The organism is Curtobacterium sp. PhB25, from assembly GCF_004365375.1.
In the GTDB taxonomy this organism is placed as follows: domain Bacteria; phylum Actinomycetota; class Actinomycetes; order Actinomycetales; family Microbacteriaceae; genus Curtobacterium.
The window spans coordinates 76,425-95,007 of sequence record NZ_SODR01000001.1 but is presented as its reverse complement, the minus strand read 5'-3'; the positions used below and the strand labels follow the sequence as shown (position 1 = coordinate 95,007).

Annotated in this window: 22 protein-coding genes; 10 read left to right on the top strand and 12 right to left on the bottom strand. The window is 70.5% G+C overall.

Features of this window, described 5'->3' with window-relative positions; translation table 11 throughout:
* Positions 1 to 57: 57 nt before the first annotated feature.
* From EDF51_RS00450 to EDF51_RS00435, 4 genes are all read right to left on the bottom strand, one after another.
* A complete protein-coding gene (locus EDF51_RS00450) occupies positions 58 to 567 on the bottom strand; it encodes a YfcE family phosphodiesterase (protein ID WP_134193480.1) in 510 nt (169 codons plus the stop codon).
* Positions 564 to 1,034, bottom strand: a complete 471-nt coding sequence (locus tag EDF51_RS00445; protein WP_123939187.1) for a MarR family winged helix-turn-helix transcriptional regulator — start codon at positions 1,032 to 1,034, stop codon at positions 564 to 566. Before EDF51_RS00445 ends, EDF51_RS00450 begins: the two co-directional genes overlap by 4 nt.
* 82 nt (positions 1,035 to 1,116) lie before the next feature.
* Positions 1,117 to 1,578, bottom strand: a complete 462-nt coding sequence (locus EDF51_RS00440) for a VOC family protein (protein WP_134193478.1) — start codon at positions 1,576 to 1,578, stop codon at positions 1,117 to 1,119.
* Between the two features lie 22 nt (positions 1,579 to 1,600).
* Positions 1,601 to 1,897, bottom strand: a complete 297-nt coding sequence (locus EDF51_RS00435) for a GNAT family N-acetyltransferase (protein ID WP_131879026.1) — start codon at positions 1,895 to 1,897, stop codon at positions 1,601 to 1,603.
* A 76-nt stretch (positions 1,898 to 1,973) separates the two neighbouring features.
* Between EDF51_RS00435 and EDF51_RS00430 the strand changes: the two genes are divergently transcribed.
* On the top strand, positions 1,974 to 2,609 hold the full coding sequence (locus EDF51_RS00430) for an NAD(P)-binding domain-containing protein (RefSeq protein ID WP_134193476.1): 636 nt from the start codon (positions 1,974 to 1,976) through the stop codon (positions 2,607 to 2,609).
* Positions 2,610 to 2,735: 126 nt separating this feature from the next.
* Here EDF51_RS00430 and EDF51_RS00425 read toward each other — a convergent pair whose 3' ends face one another.
* A complete protein-coding gene (locus EDF51_RS00425; RefSeq protein WP_134193474.1) occupies positions 2,736 to 3,704 on the bottom strand; it encodes an aldo/keto reductase in 969 nt (322 codons plus the stop codon).
* Between the two features lie 155 nt (positions 3,705 to 3,859).
* Here EDF51_RS00425 and EDF51_RS00420 point away from each other — a divergent pair, with 155 nt between their 5' ends.
* Positions 3,860 to 4,978, top strand: coding sequence for a hypothetical protein (locus EDF51_RS00420; protein ID WP_134193472.1), 1,119 nt, complete (start codon positions 3,860 to 3,862; stop codon positions 4,976 to 4,978).
* Positions 4,979 to 5,017: 39 nt separating this feature from the next.
* On the opposite strand, the gene EDF51_RS00415 is transcribed toward EDF51_RS00420, so the two are convergent.
* Positions 5,018 to 5,875 carry a LysR substrate-binding domain-containing protein gene (locus EDF51_RS00415; protein ID WP_123292823.1) on the bottom strand — a complete coding sequence of 286 codons (858 nt, stop codon included), beginning with the start codon at positions 5,873 to 5,875 and terminating at the stop codon, positions 5,018 to 5,020.
* Positions 5,876 to 6,045: 170 nt separating this feature from the next.
* Between EDF51_RS00415 and EDF51_RS00410 the strand changes: the two genes are divergently transcribed.
* Positions 6,046 to 7,368, top strand: a complete 1,323-nt coding sequence (locus tag EDF51_RS00410; protein ID WP_123292432.1) for an MFS transporter — start codon at positions 6,046 to 6,048, stop codon at positions 7,366 to 7,368.
* 212 nt (positions 7,369 to 7,580) lie between these two features.
* Here EDF51_RS00410 and EDF51_RS00405 read toward each other — a convergent pair whose 3' ends face one another.
* On the bottom strand, positions 7,581 to 8,228 hold the full coding sequence (locus tag EDF51_RS00405; protein ID WP_134193470.1) for an NAD(P)H-binding protein: 648 nt from the start codon (positions 8,226 to 8,228) through the stop codon (positions 7,581 to 7,583).
* A gap of 112 nt (positions 8,229 to 8,340) precedes the next feature.
* Here EDF51_RS00405 and EDF51_RS00400 point away from each other — a divergent pair, with 112 nt between their 5' ends.
* Together EDF51_RS00400 and EDF51_RS00395 are read left to right on the top strand one after the other, a co-directional pair.
* The gene (locus tag EDF51_RS00400) at positions 8,341 to 8,703 is read left to right on the top strand and encodes a helix-turn-helix domain-containing protein (RefSeq protein ID WP_134193468.1); all 363 of its coding nucleotides are present in this window, start codon (positions 8,341 to 8,343) and stop codon (positions 8,701 to 8,703) included.
* Between the two features lie 141 nt (positions 8,704 to 8,844).
* Complete coding sequence (locus tag EDF51_RS00395) at positions 8,845 to 9,876, top strand: NADPH:quinone reductase (protein WP_134193978.1); 1,032 nt, start codon at positions 8,845 to 8,847, stop codon at positions 9,874 to 9,876.
* A gap of 70 nt (positions 9,877 to 9,946) precedes the next feature.
* Here the strand turns inward: EDF51_RS00395 and EDF51_RS00390 are convergent, their stop codons facing one another.
* Both EDF51_RS00390 and EDF51_RS00385 read right to left on the bottom strand, forming a co-directional pair.
* Positions 9,947 to 10,132, bottom strand: a complete 186-nt coding sequence (locus EDF51_RS00390; RefSeq protein ID WP_123312988.1) for a hypothetical protein — start codon at positions 10,130 to 10,132, stop codon at positions 9,947 to 9,949.
* Positions 10,133 to 10,173: 41 nt separating this feature from the next.
* Positions 10,174 to 10,983, bottom strand: a complete 810-nt coding sequence (locus tag EDF51_RS00385; protein ID WP_134193466.1) for a GAF domain-containing protein — start codon at positions 10,981 to 10,983, stop codon at positions 10,174 to 10,176.
* Positions 10,984 to 11,096: 113 nt separating this feature from the next.
* On the opposite strand from EDF51_RS00385, the gene EDF51_RS00380 reads away from it, so the two are divergent.
* Both EDF51_RS00380 and EDF51_RS00375 read left to right on the top strand, forming a co-directional pair.
* Positions 11,097 to 11,993: a patatin-like phospholipase family protein gene (locus tag EDF51_RS00380; protein ID WP_134193464.1), complete on the top strand. Its 897-nt coding sequence runs from the start codon at positions 11,097 to 11,099 to the stop codon at positions 11,991 to 11,993.
* The gene (locus EDF51_RS00375) at positions 11,990 to 14,074 is read left to right on the top strand and encodes an alpha/beta fold hydrolase (RefSeq protein WP_134193462.1); all 2,085 of its coding nucleotides are present in this window, start codon (positions 11,990 to 11,992) and stop codon (positions 14,072 to 14,074) included. Before EDF51_RS00380 ends, EDF51_RS00375 begins: the two co-directional genes overlap by 4 nt.
* A gap of 113 nt (positions 14,075 to 14,187) precedes the next feature.
* On the opposite strand, the gene EDF51_RS00370 is transcribed toward EDF51_RS00375, so the two are convergent.
* Positions 14,188 to 15,381, bottom strand: coding sequence for an acyl-CoA dehydrogenase family protein (locus tag EDF51_RS00370; protein WP_134193460.1), 1,194 nt, complete (start codon positions 15,379 to 15,381; stop codon positions 14,188 to 14,190).
* A gap of 47 nt (positions 15,382 to 15,428) precedes the next feature.
* On the opposite strand from EDF51_RS00370, the gene EDF51_RS00365 reads away from it, so the two are divergent.
* Positions 15,429 to 16,037, top strand: coding sequence for a QsdR family transcriptional regulator (locus EDF51_RS00365; protein ID WP_123292424.1), 609 nt, complete (start codon positions 15,429 to 15,431; stop codon positions 16,035 to 16,037).
* Positions 16,034 to 16,477: a thioesterase family protein gene (locus EDF51_RS00360; protein WP_134193458.1), complete on the top strand. Its 444-nt coding sequence runs from the start codon at positions 16,034 to 16,036 to the stop codon at positions 16,475 to 16,477. The genes EDF51_RS00365 and EDF51_RS00360 overlap by 4 nt, the downstream gene beginning before the upstream one ends.
* A 19-nt stretch (positions 16,478 to 16,496) precedes the next feature.
* On the opposite strand, the gene EDF51_RS19735 is transcribed toward EDF51_RS00360, so the two are convergent.
* Positions 16,497 to 16,646, bottom strand: coding sequence for a hypothetical protein (locus EDF51_RS19735; RefSeq protein ID WP_166673467.1), 150 nt, complete (start codon positions 16,644 to 16,646; stop codon positions 16,497 to 16,499).
* Between the two features lie 67 nt (positions 16,647 to 16,713).
* A complete protein-coding gene (locus tag EDF51_RS00355) occupies positions 16,714 to 17,154 on the bottom strand; it encodes a VOC family protein (protein ID WP_123292422.1) in 441 nt (146 codons plus the stop codon).
* Between the two features lie 384 nt (positions 17,155 to 17,538).
* Between EDF51_RS00355 and EDF51_RS00350 the strand changes: the two genes are divergently transcribed.
* Positions 17,539 to 18,387, top strand: coding sequence for a hypothetical protein (locus EDF51_RS00350; protein WP_134193456.1), 849 nt, complete (start codon positions 17,539 to 17,541; stop codon positions 18,385 to 18,387).
* Positions 18,388 to 18,583 lie beyond the last annotated feature (196 nt).

Here is an 18,583-nt window from a genome sequence, read left to right as displayed (position 1 = left end):
TCCGCCGATGTTCCGCGGGGATCTGTCGCTTTCGCGAACGGGCCAGGTCGCGTGGCCTCAGCGGGCCGGCGGCGGCAGGCGCACCAGCTCGACGGCCAGGTCGGCGCCGGTCACCGTCCCGCGCATCCACGTGAAGTCCGGCTGCCGACGGCGATCGGTCGGCGATCCGGGGTTGAGCAGCCGCAGCCCGGACGGTGCGACGGTGTCCCACGGGATGTGCGAGTGCCCGAAGACGAGCACGTCGGCGTCCGGGTACTCGGCGGCCGCCCGGCGCTCCCGGCCCGTCGCGGCACCGGTCTCGTGCACGAGCGCGAACCGCAGGTCCTCGACCGCGAAGTGCGCGATGAGCGGCAGCCGGTCGTCGAACTCGGGGCCGTCGTTGTTGCCGCGCACGCCCTCGAACCGGCGGGATCGGGCCTGCACGGCGTCGAGGGTGGCGAGGTCGACCCAGTCCCCCGCGTGCACCACCAGGTCGGCGGCGTCGACATCGGACCAGAGCGCCGCGGGCAGGTCCTTCGCCCGCTTCGGCAGGTGCGTGTCGGAGAGCAGGACGAACGACGTGGTCACGTCGAGGATCGTCCGGGCATCGGCAGTCCGGCCTCGTCCGAGGCGCCGAGCCGTTCGAGCAGTCCGGCGAGCAGGGCGATGTCGTCGTCGGACCAGCCGGCGAGCCGTTCCTCCAGCGCATCCCGGTGCAGCTGCACGGAGCGTTCGAGCGCGGTGCGACCGGCGTCCGTCGCCACGAGGGGCTTCGCGTTGCCGGTGCCGCCGTCGGTCGTCTCGATCAGCTTCGTGGCGAGGAGCCCGGACAGCTGCCGCGAGATCGTCGAGCGGTTCAGGCGCAGGTACCGGGCGATGTCGATGGCCATGCAGCCGGGGTGCTGCACCACGAAGTCGACGAGGGACTGGTCGACCACGCTCAGTGCCTGGTCGGACCCGCGGGCACGGATGCTCGCACGTCGGGTGATCCGGGCGAGCTCGGTGTACGCCCGGCCGATCTCGCTGTTCCGGATCCCGGAGCTCGGGTGGTCCATCGTGGCTCCAGCCTTTCGGTGCCGGCGCCGGCCGGCGGTCTTCTGTGCCGACACCATACCGGTCGGTACGCGAGATTCGGGCTCAGTGACCTGCAGCTGCGGCACGGAGCGCGGGGATGTCGAGCTTCTGCATCGTCATCATCGCCTGGAAGACACGGGCGTTCGCCTCGGGGTCGCCCGACCCGGTCATGAGCTCACCCATCATCGACGGGGTCACCTGCCACGCGACACCCCAGCGGTCGAACAACCAGCCGCACATGCTCGGCTTCCCGCCGTCGGCGAGCAGGGCGTCCCAGATGCGGTCGAGTTCGTCCTGCGTGTCGACGTCGACCTGGAACGAGACGGCATCGGTGTGCGGGTGTCCGGGGCCGCCGTTCATCGCCCGGTACGGCTGCCCGAGCAACGTGAACTCGACGACCAGGGTCGCGCCGTCCGGGGTCTTCGCCACGCTGTCGACCGAACTACCGGGGAACAGGTCGACGTAGTACCGGGCGGCCTGCTCGGCTTGGTCGTCGTACCAGAGGAAGGGGGTGATGGTGGGCATGGGGCGCTCTTCTCGCGTCGGCTCAGTCCGCGGCACTGCGGATGAGCAGGTCTGACTTCTCGGGGTGCTCGTCGAACCACTTGCCGACGAACCAGCACATCGGCACGACCCGCTTCGTCGAGTTCGTCTCGACGTCGGCGACCGCGTACTCGACGAGCTCGGCCGCGTAGCCGTGCCCGCGGTGCTTCGGCACCGTGTACGTGTGCGGGAACGCGATCGCGTCGCCGTTCTCGCGGTAGTCGAGCACGCTCACGAGCTCGCCGCCGACGTACATCGCGTAGCGGTCCTGGTCGATCTCGTCGCGGAACTCGTGGTCCATGCCGCCATCATGCTCCGCCCGGGGCGCACGTGCCCCACCGGGAATGCTCGTGGCCGCCGAGCGTTGGATGGACACCATGACAACGATCGGCATCATCGGCGCAGGCAACATCGGATCCCAACTGGCACGGCTCGCGGTACAGCACGGCCACCAGGTCGTGATCGCGAACTCCCGCGGCCCCGAGACCCTGGCCGACCTCGTGGCCGAACTCGGCGACCAGGCCCGCGCGGCCACCCGTGACGAGGCCGCCGTCGCGGGCGAGGTCGTCGTCGTGACGGTGCCGCTCGCCGCAATCGAGACGATCCCGGCGGAGCCGCTCGTCGGCAAGGTCGTCATCGACACGAACAACTACTACTGGGAGCGCGACGGGCACATCGCCGCGCTCGACGACGAGTCGACGACGACGGCCGTGCTGCTGCAGGACCACCTGCCCGGGGCCCGGGTCGTCAAGGCGTTCAACCACATCGGTGCCGCGGACCTGACCGGCCACGCCACCCCGACCGGCACGCCCGAACGCCGTGCCCTCGTGGTCGCGGGCGACGATGCCGAGGCGAAGCAGGTGACCGCGGACCTCATCGACGAGTTCGGCTTCGACGTCGTCGACGCCGGACCCCTCGCCGAGGGCTGGCGCATCCAGCGGGACACCCCCGGCTACGGCCCGCGTCTGACCGCCGACCAGCTGCGCGAAGCACTCTCCGCCGCCACCCGCTGACGCCCCGAGTCTCGGCCCCGCCGCCGCGAGACTCGCGCTGGGCGACAGTCCTCGGGCCGACAGCCGCGAGAACTGTCGCTCACGCCGAGACTCGGCCCCCGCGGGCGGCGGGCCGCGGCCGCCCGCCTACGCCCGGTCGAAGATCACCGTCATGTCGGCGATGTCGTCCTCGCTCGGCTCCCACGTGGTGCCGGCCTCGACGTTCTGCGTGATCTGCTCCGGCTTCGTCGCCCCTGCGATGACGCTGGACAGCCCCGGCTGCGCGAGCAACCACGCGAACGTCGCCTGCAGCATCGTGACACCGCGGTGGTCGCAGAAGCGCTGGTAGTCGTCGAGGACGCCCCACGGGGCGTCCTCGAGCAACTGCGGCTTCGACGTCGACAGGCGCCCGTCGGCCGGACCCCCGGCCTTCGTGTACTTGCCGGTCAGCAGCCCGTTGTACAGCGGGAAGAACGGCAGGAACCCGAGGGCGTAGGCGCGGACGGCCGGCAGCACCTCGGCCTCGGCGGCACGGGCGAGCGGGCTGTACTCGTTCTGCGCGGACACGAACGCCGTGGTGCCGGCGATCGACGCGGTCAGCTCGGCCTCGGCGATCTGCCACCCCGCGAAGTTCGAGTGCCCGATGTAGCGGATCTTGCCCTCGCGCACCAGGTCGTCGAGGACCGACAGCGTCTCCTCGATCGGGGTCACGTCGTCGGGACGGTGCATCTGGTACAGGTCGATCCAGTCCGTGCCGAGGCGACGGAGCGACGACTCGACGGCCAACCGGACGTACCGCCGCGACCCGCGCACACCCCAGTCCGGGCCGTTCGCGCCCTGCATGTCCATGCCGAACTTCGTCGCGAGCACGATCTCGTCACGCCGCCCAGCGATCGACCGGCCGAGCATCTCCTCGGACATGCCGGGCCGGCCGCCGTAGATGTCCGCCGTGTCGAAGAGCGTGACCCCGGCGTCGAGTGCCGCCCGCACGACGGCGTCGGTGCCCTCCTGCGACTCGGAGGCGGTCCCCGGCCGCCCGAAGTTGTTGCAGCCGAGGCCGACGGTGGAGACGACGAGCCCCGAAGGACCCAGTGGACGGTGTTCGATTCCGGTCATGCCCCGAACGTACCGGCGACCCCGGAACTGGGGCTGCGACATCCGCGACCGTTGCCGCTAGAACTGACGATGGATCAGTCGACGAAGGGAGCACCGCAGTGGCGTCGCATCGCATGCAGGATTCGGAACGGCCGCGCCGTCCCGTCCCGTCCTGGGTGACCGCACCGGTCGTCGAACCGGCCGCGTCCGCCGGGCGGGTCGCGTCCGACTCCGCAGCGAGCTCCGGCCAGGAGGCCCGTCCCACCGCCGCCACGTCGCGCGCCGCCCACGGTGCGCCGGCTCCCACCACCGTGGTCGGCTCCGCCCCGCAGCCGACGGCCACGCTCGACCCGACGGCAGTGCCGACGCCGGAGCCCGCGTCCATCGCGACCCTGGTCGAGGACGACGTCACGGTCCCCGACTACCCGCCGCAGCAGGACCTCCTGCCACTCGCCCCGACCTCACCGACCGTGCACACCGTGCCGTTCGACACCGCCGCCGTGGCCTCCGCACCCGCCCCGGTCTCACCGATCGACGCCGCTCCCCGCACCGCACCGGCCCCCGCACCGTCGCCCGTGCCCTCCGCCGGACAGCCCCGGTTCTCCGTGCCCGGCCTGGAGCACGTCGTCGTCGAGGGCACCGAGCCCGAACCCGTCGGTCCGATCGGCTTCCGCACGCCCCGCCGCTTCGCCCACCAGCAGGCCGCCGCCACCGCCGTGACCCCGGCACCGACCCCGGCGTCCGCCCACGTGCGCTCCTTCGACGCGGTCCTGCAGGCGCCGGTGTCCGCGGCTGCACCCGCGGCCACGAACGCCACCGTGCCCACGAACGCCACCGTGCCCACGAACGCCACCGTGCCCACGACCGCACCCGTGGCGGAGGCGAGCGCGTCCGTCGGGGCCGAGCCGGGCCTCCCGACCGAACTGCTCGACCAGCCCGTGGCCGCAGCCGCCCAGCCGGAGCCGCGCCGTGCACTCGGTGCGACGCCCGGGGCGGTCCTGGGCGCCGTGGCGGGCATCGCGACACTCGGACTCGCGGCGTGGTGGTTCACCGCGCCGGCGACCGTGCACGGTGTCGGCGTCGTGCTCGGACTCCTCGCGCTGGTGGTGTCGCTCGTGACGCTCCGCGACCGTGCGGCGACCTGGCAGCGGCCGGTCGCGCTGCTCGGCGCCGTGCTCGGCGGCGTCGGCACGCTCGTGCTGCTGTGGGCCGTCGCGTCGGCGCTGCTGCCGCTCGCCGGGGTGACGCTGCCCGACCTGACCGGGACCGGGACGACCCCGACCCTCGCGCCGTAGCAGGCTCGGTCTCCGGTTCGGCCCCCTCGGCTGGCGCGGTCAGACCGCGCGGACGACCCCGCGCGACAGGATCGCGTTCGTCAGGGCGTCGATCGGCTCGCGCTGCACCGTCGGGTTGGCGATGAGGACGTAGTCGACCGCCGGCAGGTCCGGCAGCCCGAGCCGCTGCGACACCTTCACCAGGTCCGCCGGGATGAGCGAGTGCGGGAACACCGCCACGCCGATCCCCGCTCGCACCGCCGCCAGCACGCCGTTGACGTCGCGGGTGTTGCAGGTGATCCGCCAGGTGCGGCCCGCGGCCTCGAGGGCGTCGATCGCCATCTGCCGGCTGATGCTCGGCGCCTGGTACGCGATGAGCGGCACGGGCTCGTCGCGTTCGACCGCGATGCCGTCCTGCGCCATCCACACCATCTGGTCGGTCGCGACCCGGGTCCCCTCGGCGGACTCCCCCGCGGTCTGCTTGATGAACACCAGGTCGAGCTGCCCGGCGTGCACCCGGCGCAGGAGCGGTGACGACTGGTTCACCGTCAGCTCGAGGTTCACCTGCGGGTGCAGCCGCCGGAAGTCCCGGAGGATGCGCGGCAACTGCGTGATCGCGAGGTCGTCGGCCGCACCGAACCGGAGGCGCCCACGGGTCGCCGACCCCGAGAAGTACGCGTCCGCGGTGGCGTGCGCCGCGAGGATCGTCCGGGCGAAGCCGGCCATCGCGTCGCCGTTGTCGGTGAGGGTGACGCCACGGGTGTCGCGGGCGACGAGGGTGCGGGACACCGCGGTCTCGAGCCGCCGGACGTGCTGGGAGACGGTGGGCTGGCTGATGCCGAGGCGGGCTCCGGCCTGCGTGAAGCTCTGCGTCTCGGCGACGGCCAGGAAGGTCTGCAGCAGGACCGGATCGAGCACGGGCACCTCGTTCGTTCGTGCGAGTGTCGCGCGGTCGTTCGCGCGGTCGTTCGCTCGGTCATTCGACATCGCAATGGATTGATAGCCACCATAGGGGTGTCGAATGGCCCGCGGCCACGTAGTTTCGTTGGGGTACCAGATCCGCAACGACGTCCGGAGAACCCCTCACCGTGAGTGCGTCATCGACGACCCTCCCCCCGCCCACCGAACCACTCCCGATCCAGGCCACCCGCCCGCCCTGGCGGCACACCCTCATCGCCCTGTCCGTGCCGAACTTCCGGCTGTTCACGGCCACCAACCTCGTCGCGATGACCGCCGGGTGGATGCAGCGCATCGCCCAGGACTGGCTCGTCCTGCAGCTGACCGGCTCGGTCGCGCAGGTCGGCATCACCGTCGCCTGCCAGTTCGCGCCGATGCTGCTGTTCGGGCTGCTCGGCGGCGTGCTCGTCGACCGGTTCTCGAAGCGCGCGCTGATGATGATCACGCAGGGTGCCTTCGCGGTGCTGTCCGCGCTGCTCGCCGTGCTGACGCTCGCCGGTGTGGTGGAGGCCTGGCACATCTGGGTGATCGCGTTCCTGGTCGGCATGGTCACCGTGATCGACAACCCGGCCCGCCAGGTGTTCGTCACCGAGATCGTCGGACACCAGCACCTCCGCAACGCGATCAGCGTGAACTCGTCGGTGTTCCAGCTCGGCGGCATGATCGGCCCGGCGCTGTCCGGCGCGCTGCTCGTCGCCGTCGGGGCCGGGTGGTCGTTCGGCGTGAACGCGATCGCCTGCGTCGCCGTCGTCGTGACGCTCGGGTTCCTGAAGGTCTCGGAGCTGCACCGCACGCCCCCGGCGCCCCGCGGCAAGGGGCAGCTGATCGAGGGGCTCCGCTACGCCGTGAACAAGCCGACGATCATCGTGCCGGTGATCCTCGTGGCGTTCTTCTCGGTGTTCGCGCTGACGATGCCCGTGCTGCTGTCGGCCTTCGCGTCACAGGTGTACGACGTCGGCGCCGCCGGGTACGGCGTGTTCAACTCGGCCGTGGCGATCGGTGCGCTCGTCGGCGCCCTGCTCTCCACACGTCGGGCGGTCGTGCGGCTCCGGACCATCGTCGGCGGGGTGTTCTGGACCGGGGTGCTGCTCGTCGTCTCGGGGTCGATCCCCGTGATCGCGCCGTTCACCGTGGCGCTCGTCGCCGTCGGGATGTCGCAGCTGCTGTTCCAGACCGCGTCGAACTCGCTCGTGCAGCTGTCGTCGAACGTGGCGATCCGCGGCCGGGTGATGTCGCTCTACGTGCTCGTGCTGCTCGGGGGTCAGGCGATCGGTGGGCCGCTCATGGGCCAGGTCGTCGACCACTTCGGGGCGCACGTCGGGATGATGGTCGCCGGTGGGGTGCCCGCCGCGGCCGCCGCCGTGATCGCGCTCGTGCTCGCCCGCCGCGGAGGCCTTCACCTCGCGGTGCGCATGCGCCACCACGTGCCGCTGCCGGCCATCGTCGCCCACTGAGCGGGGCGGAAGGGTTCGGCGGACGGGAGGCCCGTGGCGGTATCGCCACGAGCCTCCCGTCCGGCGCGCGCCAACGCGTTGCGCCCCGTTGCGGGCGTCGCGCCCCGACACACAGGGGCGCAATGCCTGCAACAGGGCACGGACGCGGTCCGGGACGGACGGGAGGCACAGGGCGGCCCCGCCACGCGCCTCCCGTCCGGTGAGCGGTTGCCTCAGTAAGCCACGCCGAAACGGGCCTGGTGGTGCGCCGGGTTCGCGATCTCGTCGACGAAGGCCAGGCCGAAGTCGTCGCCGGAGATGTCCGAGTTGCCCTCGGCGTCGGTCAGCAGGACCTCGTCGGTCGTGCGGTAGGTGCCACGACGCTCGCCCGGGTTGTAGCTGCCGTAACCGGCGGCCGGGCTGACGTAGAACCAGTCGACGTCGGTGTCCGAGGCACGGAGCGCGTCGAGGATCTGCGCGTGGCTCTTCGCCTCGCCCTTGAACGCGTCCGGGAACTCGGCCGAGTCGAACAGGCGCGGTCCACCGTCGGCGACGAGCAGCGAACCGGCGCCGCCGACGATGCCGAGACGCGCACCGGCGTTGGCCGCAGCGTCGACGAAGTGCTGGAACTTATCCTTGAGCTCACTGCCGTCCGACTGGACCGCGTGCAGGGCGACGACGATGACGTCGGCGTCCTTCGCGACCTCGGCCACGAAGTCGGCGTCGAAGGCATCGCCCTGCGCCAGGGTCAGGCCCTCGGCGGCGTCGAGCTTGCTCGTGTCGCGCGCGACGGCGGTGACGGCGATGCCACGGGAGAGGGCTTCGCGGGTGATGGCGGAGCCGGCGTAGCCGGTGCCTCCGAAGACGACGATGCTGGTCATGCTGTTCCTTTCGTGGGGCTGGTGCTGCTCACCGTACAAGAGTTACTCTCTTTGAGTAAGTAGGCACCTCACGGTGCGTAGCGGAGCTCGTTCGTCACGGAGGCCAGGCCAGATGTCAGCACTCGAGTACAACCCCTACGCGGCGGACTGCCCCAGCCGGCAGCTGCTCGACCGCATCGGCGACCGGTGGAGTGTCCTGACGATCGGCACCCTCGCCGACGGGCCGCAACGGTACTCGGCGATCGCGAACCGGGTGCAGGGCGTGTCGCAGAAGATGCTCACGCAGACCCTCCGGGCACTCGAGCGGGACGGACTCGTCACCCGCACGGTGTTCCCCGAGATCCCGCCGCACGTGGAGTACGAACTCACCGATCGCGGGCGGTCGCTCCGCCGGGTGCTCGAGCCGCTCGAGGCGTGGGCGACGTCGCACATGGACGACGTCGCGGTGTCGCGCGTGGAGTACGACGCGCGCTGACGTGGCGCGGGCGGGCGGGCGGGGGCGCTTCGTGAGCAGAAATGGTCGGGTCCGCCGAACGCACCCGACCATTTGTGCTCACGAAGTGCCGCCATGCCCACACTCGGAATCCCCGACGGCGGCGAGTGGTTGCCTGGGGACATGCGATCGATCGTCTACACGAAGCCCGGTGACAGCAGCGTCCTCGAACTCGTCGAGCGGGACGTCCCCGAACCCGGCGCCGGCGAGGTCCGCGTCCGCGTCGTCGTCTCCGGCGTGAACCCGACGGACTGGAAGGCCCGGGCCGGCGGTACCTACGGCGACGGCCTGCCCTTCCCCGAGGTCACCCCGAACCAGGACGGCGCCGGTGTCGTCGACGCGGTCGGCCCGGGTGTCGAGGACCTCGCCGTCGGTGACCGCGTGTGGCTCTTCATGGCCGCCGCCTCGCGCCCGACCGGCACCGCACAGGAGTACACCGTCGTGCCGGAGAGCCGAGCGGTCCGCCTGCCCGACGAGACGAGCTTCGACGTCGGTGCTTCGCTCGGTGTCCCGGCGATGACCGCGCACCGCGCCCTCACGACGCACGAGGACGGCCCCGCACGACTGGGGCCCGGTGCGCTCGACGGCGTCACGGTGCTCGTCGCCGGTGGTGCCGGAGCGGTGGGGCACGCGGCCATCCAGCTCGCCCGTTGGGCCGGCGCGACGGTGATCACGACGATCAGCTCGGACGACAAGGCCGCTCTCGCCACCGCGGCGGGTGCCCACCACGTCGTGAACTACCGGCAGGACGACGCCGCGGCCCGCATCCGCGAGATCGCGCCCGACGGTGTCGACATCGTCGTCGAGGTGTCGATCCCCCAGAACGCCGAACTGGTCGCCGACGTCCTCGCGAACCACGGCGTCGTGTCGATCTACGCGAACAACGGCGGCGACGAGGCCACGCTGCCGATCCGCCCGAACATGAGCGTGAACGCGCGCTACCAGTTCCTGCTGCTCTACACGATCGGCGACGAGGCCCTGGCCGCAGCAGCCGAGGACGTCACCGAGGCGCTGCACGACGGCGTGCTGCCGGTCGGCGCGGACGCGGGACTGCCGCTCACCCGCTTCGACCTCGCCCGCACCGCGGACGCGCACGACGCCGTCGAGCAGGACACCGTCGGCAAGGTGCTGATCGACGTGCCCCAGGCGCAGTAGCCCCGATGCCCAGACGACGAACGGCTCCCACACCCGTGGGAGCCGTTCGTGGTGGACGATGCGGGAAGGGTCAGCGACCCAGGCGCGCGGCGATGGCTGCGGCGACCCGGATCCGGGCTGCTTCGCGCTCGCGCTCGATGTTGGCGGCGATGACGTCGAGGTCTTCGTAGTCGGCGTCGGTGGTGGTGTCGTTCCAGTTCGGCGATGAGATCCGGGCACGCCCGAACGACGGCGGAGCAGGGTTCACGGTCGTCATGAGGGCATCGTACGTCGAGCGTCCGACAGAGCGTGTGAGCATCACGGGCCTTTCCTTGGATTGCGGTCGCGCTCGGGGAACGAGTAGGTCAACGAGAACGCCACGGCCATGAACGACGCCATCATCGCGATGTTCTTGGCGTCGAGTTCGGTGAAGGCGTCGGGGACCGGGGAGTCGACGGTGAGCATGCCGAACGAGTACTGGTCGGACCGGATCACCACCGAGACGTACGACGAGTAGCGCGGTTCGAAGCCCGGCACGTCCTGGTCCACGTCGACGTCGGCCGAGCGGTCGCCGACGATCCGGGGTGATCCCCCGACCAGCACCCACTCGAGGTTGCGGTCGCCGTAGGGCGTGCCCGCGCGGAAGACCCCGGCGGTGTCGCCGGCACCCCCGTGACCGATCGGCTCGAGCGCACGCAGATCGGTGGACAGCTGGTACACGTTTGCCCGGACGTCGGGCACCTTCGGCAGCAGGTAGAACGCCAGGGCCACGGCGACCCGGTCGGCGACGACGGAGAGTTCGCCGTGGCGCTCGGAACGGGGCAGTTCGGTGAACCGGACGAGCCGGGTGGCGATCTGGCCGAACGCGTACCGGACCGCCGTCGACTGTTCGAGTTCGGCCCCGGTCGCGTTCTCCTCGGCCACCGCCCGCGCAGCGTCGCTGCGTCGGGTCCGGACCACCTGCACCACCACGGCACCGGCCAGCACGACGAGCCCGAACACGACGAGCGACAGTCGCAAAGCCGGTGTGACGAACAGGTTCGGCAGCTGGAACGCCGCAGTGGGCGCGGCCGCCACCACGATCGGCCACCCGACCGTGCCGACCCGTCCTGAACGCTGTTGCCCCATGACCACGACGCTAGGTCACGCCACCGACGCAGACGGAGTTGTCCACAGGTCGGTTCTCCACAGGATCTGTCGGCCTCCACCGGCCCGTCGCACGCACCTGGTAAGCAAGACCCATGACCGATGCCAGCACGCCAGTTCCCGGATCCAGAGCCCTCGTCCTGGGTGGCGGAGGTGTCGCCGGCATCGCCTGGGAGGTCGGCGTCCTCACCGCCCTGCAGGACGCCGGCGTCGACCTCGACGCCGCAGACCTGGTCGTCGGCACGAGCGCCGGCAGCGTCGTCGGCGCCTTCGTCCGGAACGGCGCGGTGCAGCAGGCGTACGACCAGCAGCACACCCCCGCACCGACGACCTACGTCGAGCCGCCGGCCATCGACACCGACGCCGTCCAGCAGCGGATCGGTGCCGCACTCGAGGGCGCGACCGGTGAGCAGGACGCCCGCGCCCGCCTCGGCCTCGCCGCCCAGGAGGTCACCGACGGACAGCCCGACGACGAACGCGTGGCGACCTTCACCGAGACCCTGCCGTCCACCGACTGGCCGGCGAAGCCGCTCGCGATCACCGCGGTCGACGCCACCGACGGCACGTTCCGACTGCTGACCGCGGCCGACGGCGTCTCGCTCCCCCGTGCGGTCGCCGCGAGCTGCTCCGTACCCTTCGTGTGGTCGCCCGTCGGCATCGAGGGCCGACCGTACGTCGACGGCGGGGTCCGCTCCGGCACGAACGCCGACGCCGCCGCCGGACACGAGCGTGTCCTCGTCATCGCCTGCGGTCCCGAGGGTCCGTCGCCGGTCGGCCCGTGGCTCGACGTCGCGGTCGAGTCGCTCCGCGCCGGCGGCAGCTCGGTCGAGGTCGTCGTGGCGGACAGCACCGCGCAGGAAGCCTTCGGCACGAACTCGCTCTCGCTGGCCACCCAGGCACCCTCGGCCGAAGCCGGCCGCGCCCAGGGCACGGCGGTCGCCGAGCAGATCGCCGCCTTCTGGGCCGATGACCTGGTGAGCGTGGTCGCATGACGACGCCGTTCTCCGACCTCGACCAGTACATCGCGCTCCCCCGGGTCGACGGGATCGCTATCAGCCCGGACGGTGAGCGCGTCGCCCTGACGGTCAGTGCGCTCGACCCGGACCGCACCGGGTACCGGCGCTCGATCTGGCAGGTGCCCGCCGGCAACGACACCGAAACGAACGCCGATGCCGACGCAGCGGGCAGCGCCGCAGCCGGTACCGCGGTCCGCCTCACCCGTTCTGCCAAGGGCGAGGGCGGCATCGCCTTCACCCGCACCGGCGACCTGCTCTTCGTCTCCGCCCGCCCCGACGCCGATGCCACCGACGTCGACGCCGCCCAGCTCTGGGTCCTCCCGGCGGCCGGCGGTGAAGCCCACCCCCTCACACGGCTCACCGGCGGGGTCGGCGGCGTCCTGGCGACCGCTGCGGCCGCCGACACCGTCGCGCTCACCGCCGACCTGCTGCCCGGCGCCGGTACCGACCCGGCCACCGTGGTCGACGCCGACGCCCAGCTCCGGAAGGCCCGCACGGACAAGAAGGTCCGCGCGATCCTGCACGAGACGTACCCGGTCCGGTACTGGGACCACGACCTCGGCCCGGACCAGACCCACGTCCTCACGCTCGACCTGGCCGAAGGCCTCACCGAAGACCACGCCGAGGACGCCGCCGCGCTCCCCCGCCTCACCGACCGCACGCCGGCTCCCGGCCGGTCGCTGGACCACGTCGCCGGGGCATTCACGCCCGACGGTTCCGTCCTGTTGGCAGCCGTGGGTGTCCGGGAGGCCCGTGGGGACCGGTCGACGCTCGTCACGATCGACTGCACCAGCGGCCACCGCACGGTGCTGTTCGACGACGCCGACGTCGACCACGAGATGCCCGCGCTGAGCCACGACGGTCGCACGATCGCCTGGGTCCGGACGGTGCACTCCACCCCCGCCGGTGCGAACCAGCAAGAGGTCTGGACCGCCGGCATCGACGGGTCGGACCCGCGCCGCATCGCCAACGACTGGGACCGCTGGCCGAGCGAGCTCGTGTTCGAGCACGGCGACCGGGCGCTGCTCGCCGTGGCCGACCAGGACGGCCGGGCACCCGTGTTCCGCATCCCGCTCGACGGCGCGGCCGTCGAACAGCTGACCCACGACGACTGGGCGTACTCGAGCCTGCGCGTGGCGGAGGCGACGGGCGCGGTCGTGGTACTCCGGGCCTCCTGGGCGGCACCACTGCACCCCGTGCGGATCGCGACGGACGGCGAGGTGACCCCGCTCGCGACGCCCGCGCCACTGCCCGAGGTCCCCGCGCACCTGGAAGAGGTCGAGACGACCGCGGCCGACGGCGCGCGCGTGCGCGGCTGGCTGGTCGTGCCGGACGGTGACGGGCCGCACCCGCTGCTGCTCTGGATCCACGGCGGACCGCTCAACTCGTGGAACCAGTGGTCGTGGCGGTGGAACCCGATGCTCCTGGCGGCGCGCGGGTACGCCGTGCTGCTGCCGGACCCGGCACTGTCGACCGGCTACGGACTCGACTTCGTCAACCGCGGGTGGAACGCGTGGGGGCAGGCGCCGTACACCGACCTGCTGGCGATCACGGACGCGGTCGAGGCCCGAGCGGACGTCGACGAGACCCGTACGGGGGCGATGGGCGGCTCGTTCGGCGGCTACATGGCGAACTGGGTCGCCGGGCACACCGACCGCTTCCGCGCGATCGTCACGCACGCGAGCCTGTGGGCGCTCGACCAGTTCAACGGCACCACGGACTCGTCGCAGTACTGGTCGTCGATCTTCGACGCCGCCGGCATCGAGGCCAACGACCCGCACCGGTTCGTGGCGGACATCACGTCACCGATGCTCGTGGTCCACGGCGACAAGGACTACCGGGTGCCGATCGGCGAGGGGCTGCGACTGTGGTCCGAGCTCGCCGAGCACCACGCGGCCGACGACGGCACGATGCCGCACCGGTTCCTGTACTTCCCGGACGAGAACCACTGGGTGCTCTCGCCACAGCACGCCGGGGTCTGGTACGAGACGGTGATCGCGTTCCTCGGGCAGCACGTGCTCGGCGAGGAGTGGGAGCGGCCGGAGCTGCTCGGGTAGCGCGGGCGTGATGGTCGACCCGGAACGTCACGATCGACGTCGCACGACATCGAGAACGTCGTTCGGGGTCGAATCCACCCGATCGACCCGACCGACCCGATCCGGGCGGGCTGCTAGACGAACGCGGCCTGCCCGGTGATCGCCCGACCGACGATGAGCGTGTTCACCTCGCGCGTGCCCTCGTACGAGTAGATCGCCTCGGCGTCCGCGAAGAACCGGGCGACACCCTTGTCGAGCACGATGCCGTTGCCGCCCTGCACCTCGCGGCACCAGCCGACGGTCTCGCGCATCTTCGCGGTCGCGAACGCCTTCGCCAGGGCGGAGTGCTCGTCGCCCCCGATGCCGGCGTCCTGCATGGCCGAGGCCTGCGTGCAGAGCGCGATCGAGGCCGTGATGTTCGACAGCGACTTCACGAGCAGGTCCTGCACGAGCTGGTGCGCGGCGATGGGCTTACCGAACTGGATCCGCTCGCGGGCGTACGCGAGCGCTGCGTCGTAGGCGCCGACCGCGATGCCGACCGCCTGCCAGGCCACCTCGGTGCGGGTCAGGCGGAGCACCTCGGCCGTCGACCGGAACGAGTCGGCGCGCTGGAGCCGACGCGATTCCGGCACCCGCACCCCCTGCATGACGATGTCGGCGTTCTGCACCCCCCGCAGCGCGATCTTGTCCTCGATCTTCGTGGCGGTGAAGCCGGGGGTGTCCGTGGTGACCAGGAAGCCCTTCACCTGTTCGTCCGCGACGTCCTTCGCCCAGATGACGACGACGTCGGCGAAGGTGGCGTTGCCGATCCAGCGCTTCTCACCGTCGAGCACCCACGTGTCGCCGTCGCGGCGGGCGGTGGTGCGCAGGCCACGGGCGGAGTCGCTGCCGGACAGCGGTTCGGTCAGGCCGAACGCACCGATGAGCTCGCCTGCCGCCATGCGCGGCAGCCACTCGCGCTGCTGTTCTTCGCTGCCGGCGACGGCGATCGAGTTCATCGCCAGACCCGACTGCACGCCGATGAACGTCGCGACGCTGGCGTCGACGCGTCCGAGTTCGAGCGCAGCCCACCCGCGGTACACGGCCGAGTTCTCGAACTGGCGCACGAGCGGGATCCCCGGCCCGTACATCCCGAGCTCGGCGAGCGGGGCGATCACCTGCATCGGGAACTCGGCACGTGCCCAGTACCCGTCGGCGATGGGCGCGACATCGCGCTCGAGGTACTCGCGGAGTCGCCCGATCGACGCGCGCTCCGGCTCGGTCAGCTGCTGTTGGAAGCCGTAGAAGTCCGATTCGAGGAGGCCCGTCGTGGGCGTCAGCGTTGACATGGAACCAACGATGCATCAATCTCGAAAACGTTGCAAGGGAGGACCGCGTGTACACATCGGATTCTGCGCTGCGCGCCTTCCGGGAGGCCCGCCACACGTTCATCGACGGCTCGCGGATCGACATGGGCGCGTTGGCTGCCGCACTCGGCGTGGACCGCACGTCGCTGTTCCGGTGGGTGGGCAACCGTGACCGGTTGCTGTCCGAGATCCTGTGGTCCCTCGCAGTCCCCACGCTCGATCGGGCGTCCCGCGCTGCCGACACGATCGGGTCCTCCGGAGCGGCGCGCATCGTCGACGTGCTCGACCGGTTCACCGCCGACCTCATCGAGGCCACCTACTTCCGCGCCTTCCTGACCCGCGAGCCCGCGCGGGCGATGCGCCTGCTGACCACCTCGGAGAGCGACGTCCAGAGCCGGTTCGTCGAGCGGGTCACCGCGCTCGTGGTCGAGGAGCAGTCGTCCGGCGAGTTCGATCCGGCCCCGCTGTCCGCCGAAGAGCTCGCCCGGCTGCTCGTCCGGATCTCAGAGTCGTTCACCTACGCTGAGTTCATCTCCGGTGAGGCCCCCGACCCCGTCCGGGCACGCGCCGCGTTCGAGTACGTGCTGCGCCCCGCCGCCGATCACGCCACACCCGCACCTCCGATCGGAGACCGATGACCATCGACGAGTACCCGTTCCGCCGCCTCTACCCCACGCGCTGGAACGACAACGACATGTTCGGGCACGTCAACAACACGATCTACTACTCGGCGATGGACAACGCGTCGACGTACTGGTTCCGCGAGGAAGCGGGCCTCGACCCCTTCGCGTCGGAGTGGATCGCGGTGCTGGTGTCGTCGAGCTGCCGTTTCGTCGAGTCCGCCGTGTGGCCGGACGTCATCGAGGTCGGGATGCGGTCCAAGCACCTCGGCAACACGAGCCTGTCGTGGGAGTTCGGCCTGTTCCGGCAGTCCGACGGCGCACTGCTCGCCACCGGTGAGTTCGTGCACGTCATCATCGACCGCGAGGGTGCCCGCCGACCGATCCCCCTGCCGGAGTCGCTGCGCGCGCTCGTGACCGGCACGATGGTCGCCCAGGAGCCCGCAGTCGCCGATTGAGCGCGCGCACGACGCCCGGTCAGGGGCGGTAGTCGTCGCGAAGGGGCTGGTTCAGCCGCACAGCGAGGTTGTCACCCGCGGGCTTTGCGCCGTTCAGAGTCCCGAGCACCTTCGCCGCCGTCGACAACACGAAGCCGATCCCCCGGCCGATGGCTTGAATGAAACGCATGACGTCCCCTTTCGTCACCCCATGCTAGCCCGCGGCCCGAGGACTGCTCAGGACTGCTCAGGACTGCTCAGGACTTGAGGGCAGCGAGCTCGAGGTTGATGTCGTCGGGGTCCTGCACGGACAGGATCACCATGCCGGCGTCGCCGAGGTCGGTCACCTCGCCGTGCTCGACCCCCGCGGCGTCGAGACGTGCAGCCGCCTGGTGCAGCTCGTCGACCGACCCCACGACGAAGCTCACGTGGTCGAGCCCGACGGTGTCCGGGTCGAACGTCTGCCCCGCCGGAGCGACCGGGCGGAGACCGAAGACCTGGTCGCCGAGTCGGAACACGGAGCCGCCGTAGAAGCGCTCACGGTCCTCGCGCACGCCGGGCTCGTCGACCTGGTCGCTGAAGTCGATCGCCGGGTCGGTGCCGAGCAGCTGCTGGTAGAACGCCTTGCTGCGGTGGATGTCGGTCACGGTGACGCGGACGTGGGCGAGGGCTGTCGGGCGTGCGAACGGTTCGGTCATGGTGGAGCTCCTCCGGGTTCGACCCGACGCAGGGCCGTCGGGTGCGCGCCGTGGTTGCGACGCGCACCCGAGGCAACCCCTGCCGCCTCGGTGCAGCCCGACAGCGTGCGGCGACCGGACAGCCCGGTGCACGGCGTTCCGCACGTCGCACAACCAAAGTGCCTCCGAACCACGGTTCTCCGCAGTTCGGGGGTACTTTGGTTGTGCAAGCGACGGTGGACCCGAACGCCAGCGCCGCGATCCGGTCCGATGAGCTCGCCGGTCAGGTGGTTGGGCGTCCGGGGCGTTCACCGTGCGCTTTGCAGGGCCGGCGACGCGCGCCGATCGCGACGAGCTTGCTAGTATCCGATAACTGCTCACAGCTCCGCCTCCGAAAGGCTCATCGTGTCAAAGACCTGCTTCGTCATATCTCCAATCGGCGAACCCGGTTCGGACGCAAGACGTCAGGCTGATCAAGCGCTAAAGCATCTCATCAAGAAGGCGCTGGACTCGGACTTTGAGGTCTCGCGTGGCGACGCGGATGAAAACCCCGGTGCGATCACGCCGCGCATCATCTCATCGATTCAAGGTGCGGACTTGATAGTTGCTGACATGTCTGGGTTGAACGCAAATGTATTTTACGAGCTGGCCATTGCGCATGGTTTCAACGTCCCAACCGTGCATCTTCAGCGCTCTACGGACAAGGTTCCATTCGACGTCAAAGATATGCGAGTCGTGAGATATGACCTCAACGACCCCGATGAGCTCGAGTCGGCTCAAGAGCTACTGAAGAAGTACGCGGCGTACGCCATGACCAATCCGGCCAAGCTTGAGACGCCTCTCACATCAGCAGGGCGCTTCCATGCCGTAGAAGCGAGCACCGATCCGGTGACCGAAAGCAATAAGCAAGTTCTCGAAGCGATTGAAGAACTTGCGGGCAGTGTGCGACGCGCTCTCCGCACGGGCCAACAGAGTCGCCGGTTCACGTCCCTTGAGCAGGCATCAGAAGATAACGAATCCTTGCGGCGCTCTCTCACCGCAGTGAAGGACCGCGGAGCCCTGGAAACGGGCGATTTGCGAGACTCCATCACGGCCGCGACGAGCACTCCCCACGACGACCTCATGCGAGAGCTACTTGGCAGCATTGTTGGTCCGAGAACTAAGCGACAATTGAATCGCCACCTTTTCACGGCCGAGCTTTGGGCGGACTCCTCTGGCGCGTCAGACGATGACGAACTGGACCCCGTGAGCTAATTCAGCAAAATGATAGGCCAGACTTCGCTGCTATCTGAACCTCACTGCAGGTAATCCACTTCAGAAAAAGTCCGGTGAATCCAAAATCCTGGCTAGACGGCAGTAAAGTAGTCCGACCTTGGACGGCGGTAGAGGCACATCGACGCGTCTAGTTTGTCTGATCAAGAGCGCATTGGTGTCGATTTAGCCCGAGCCG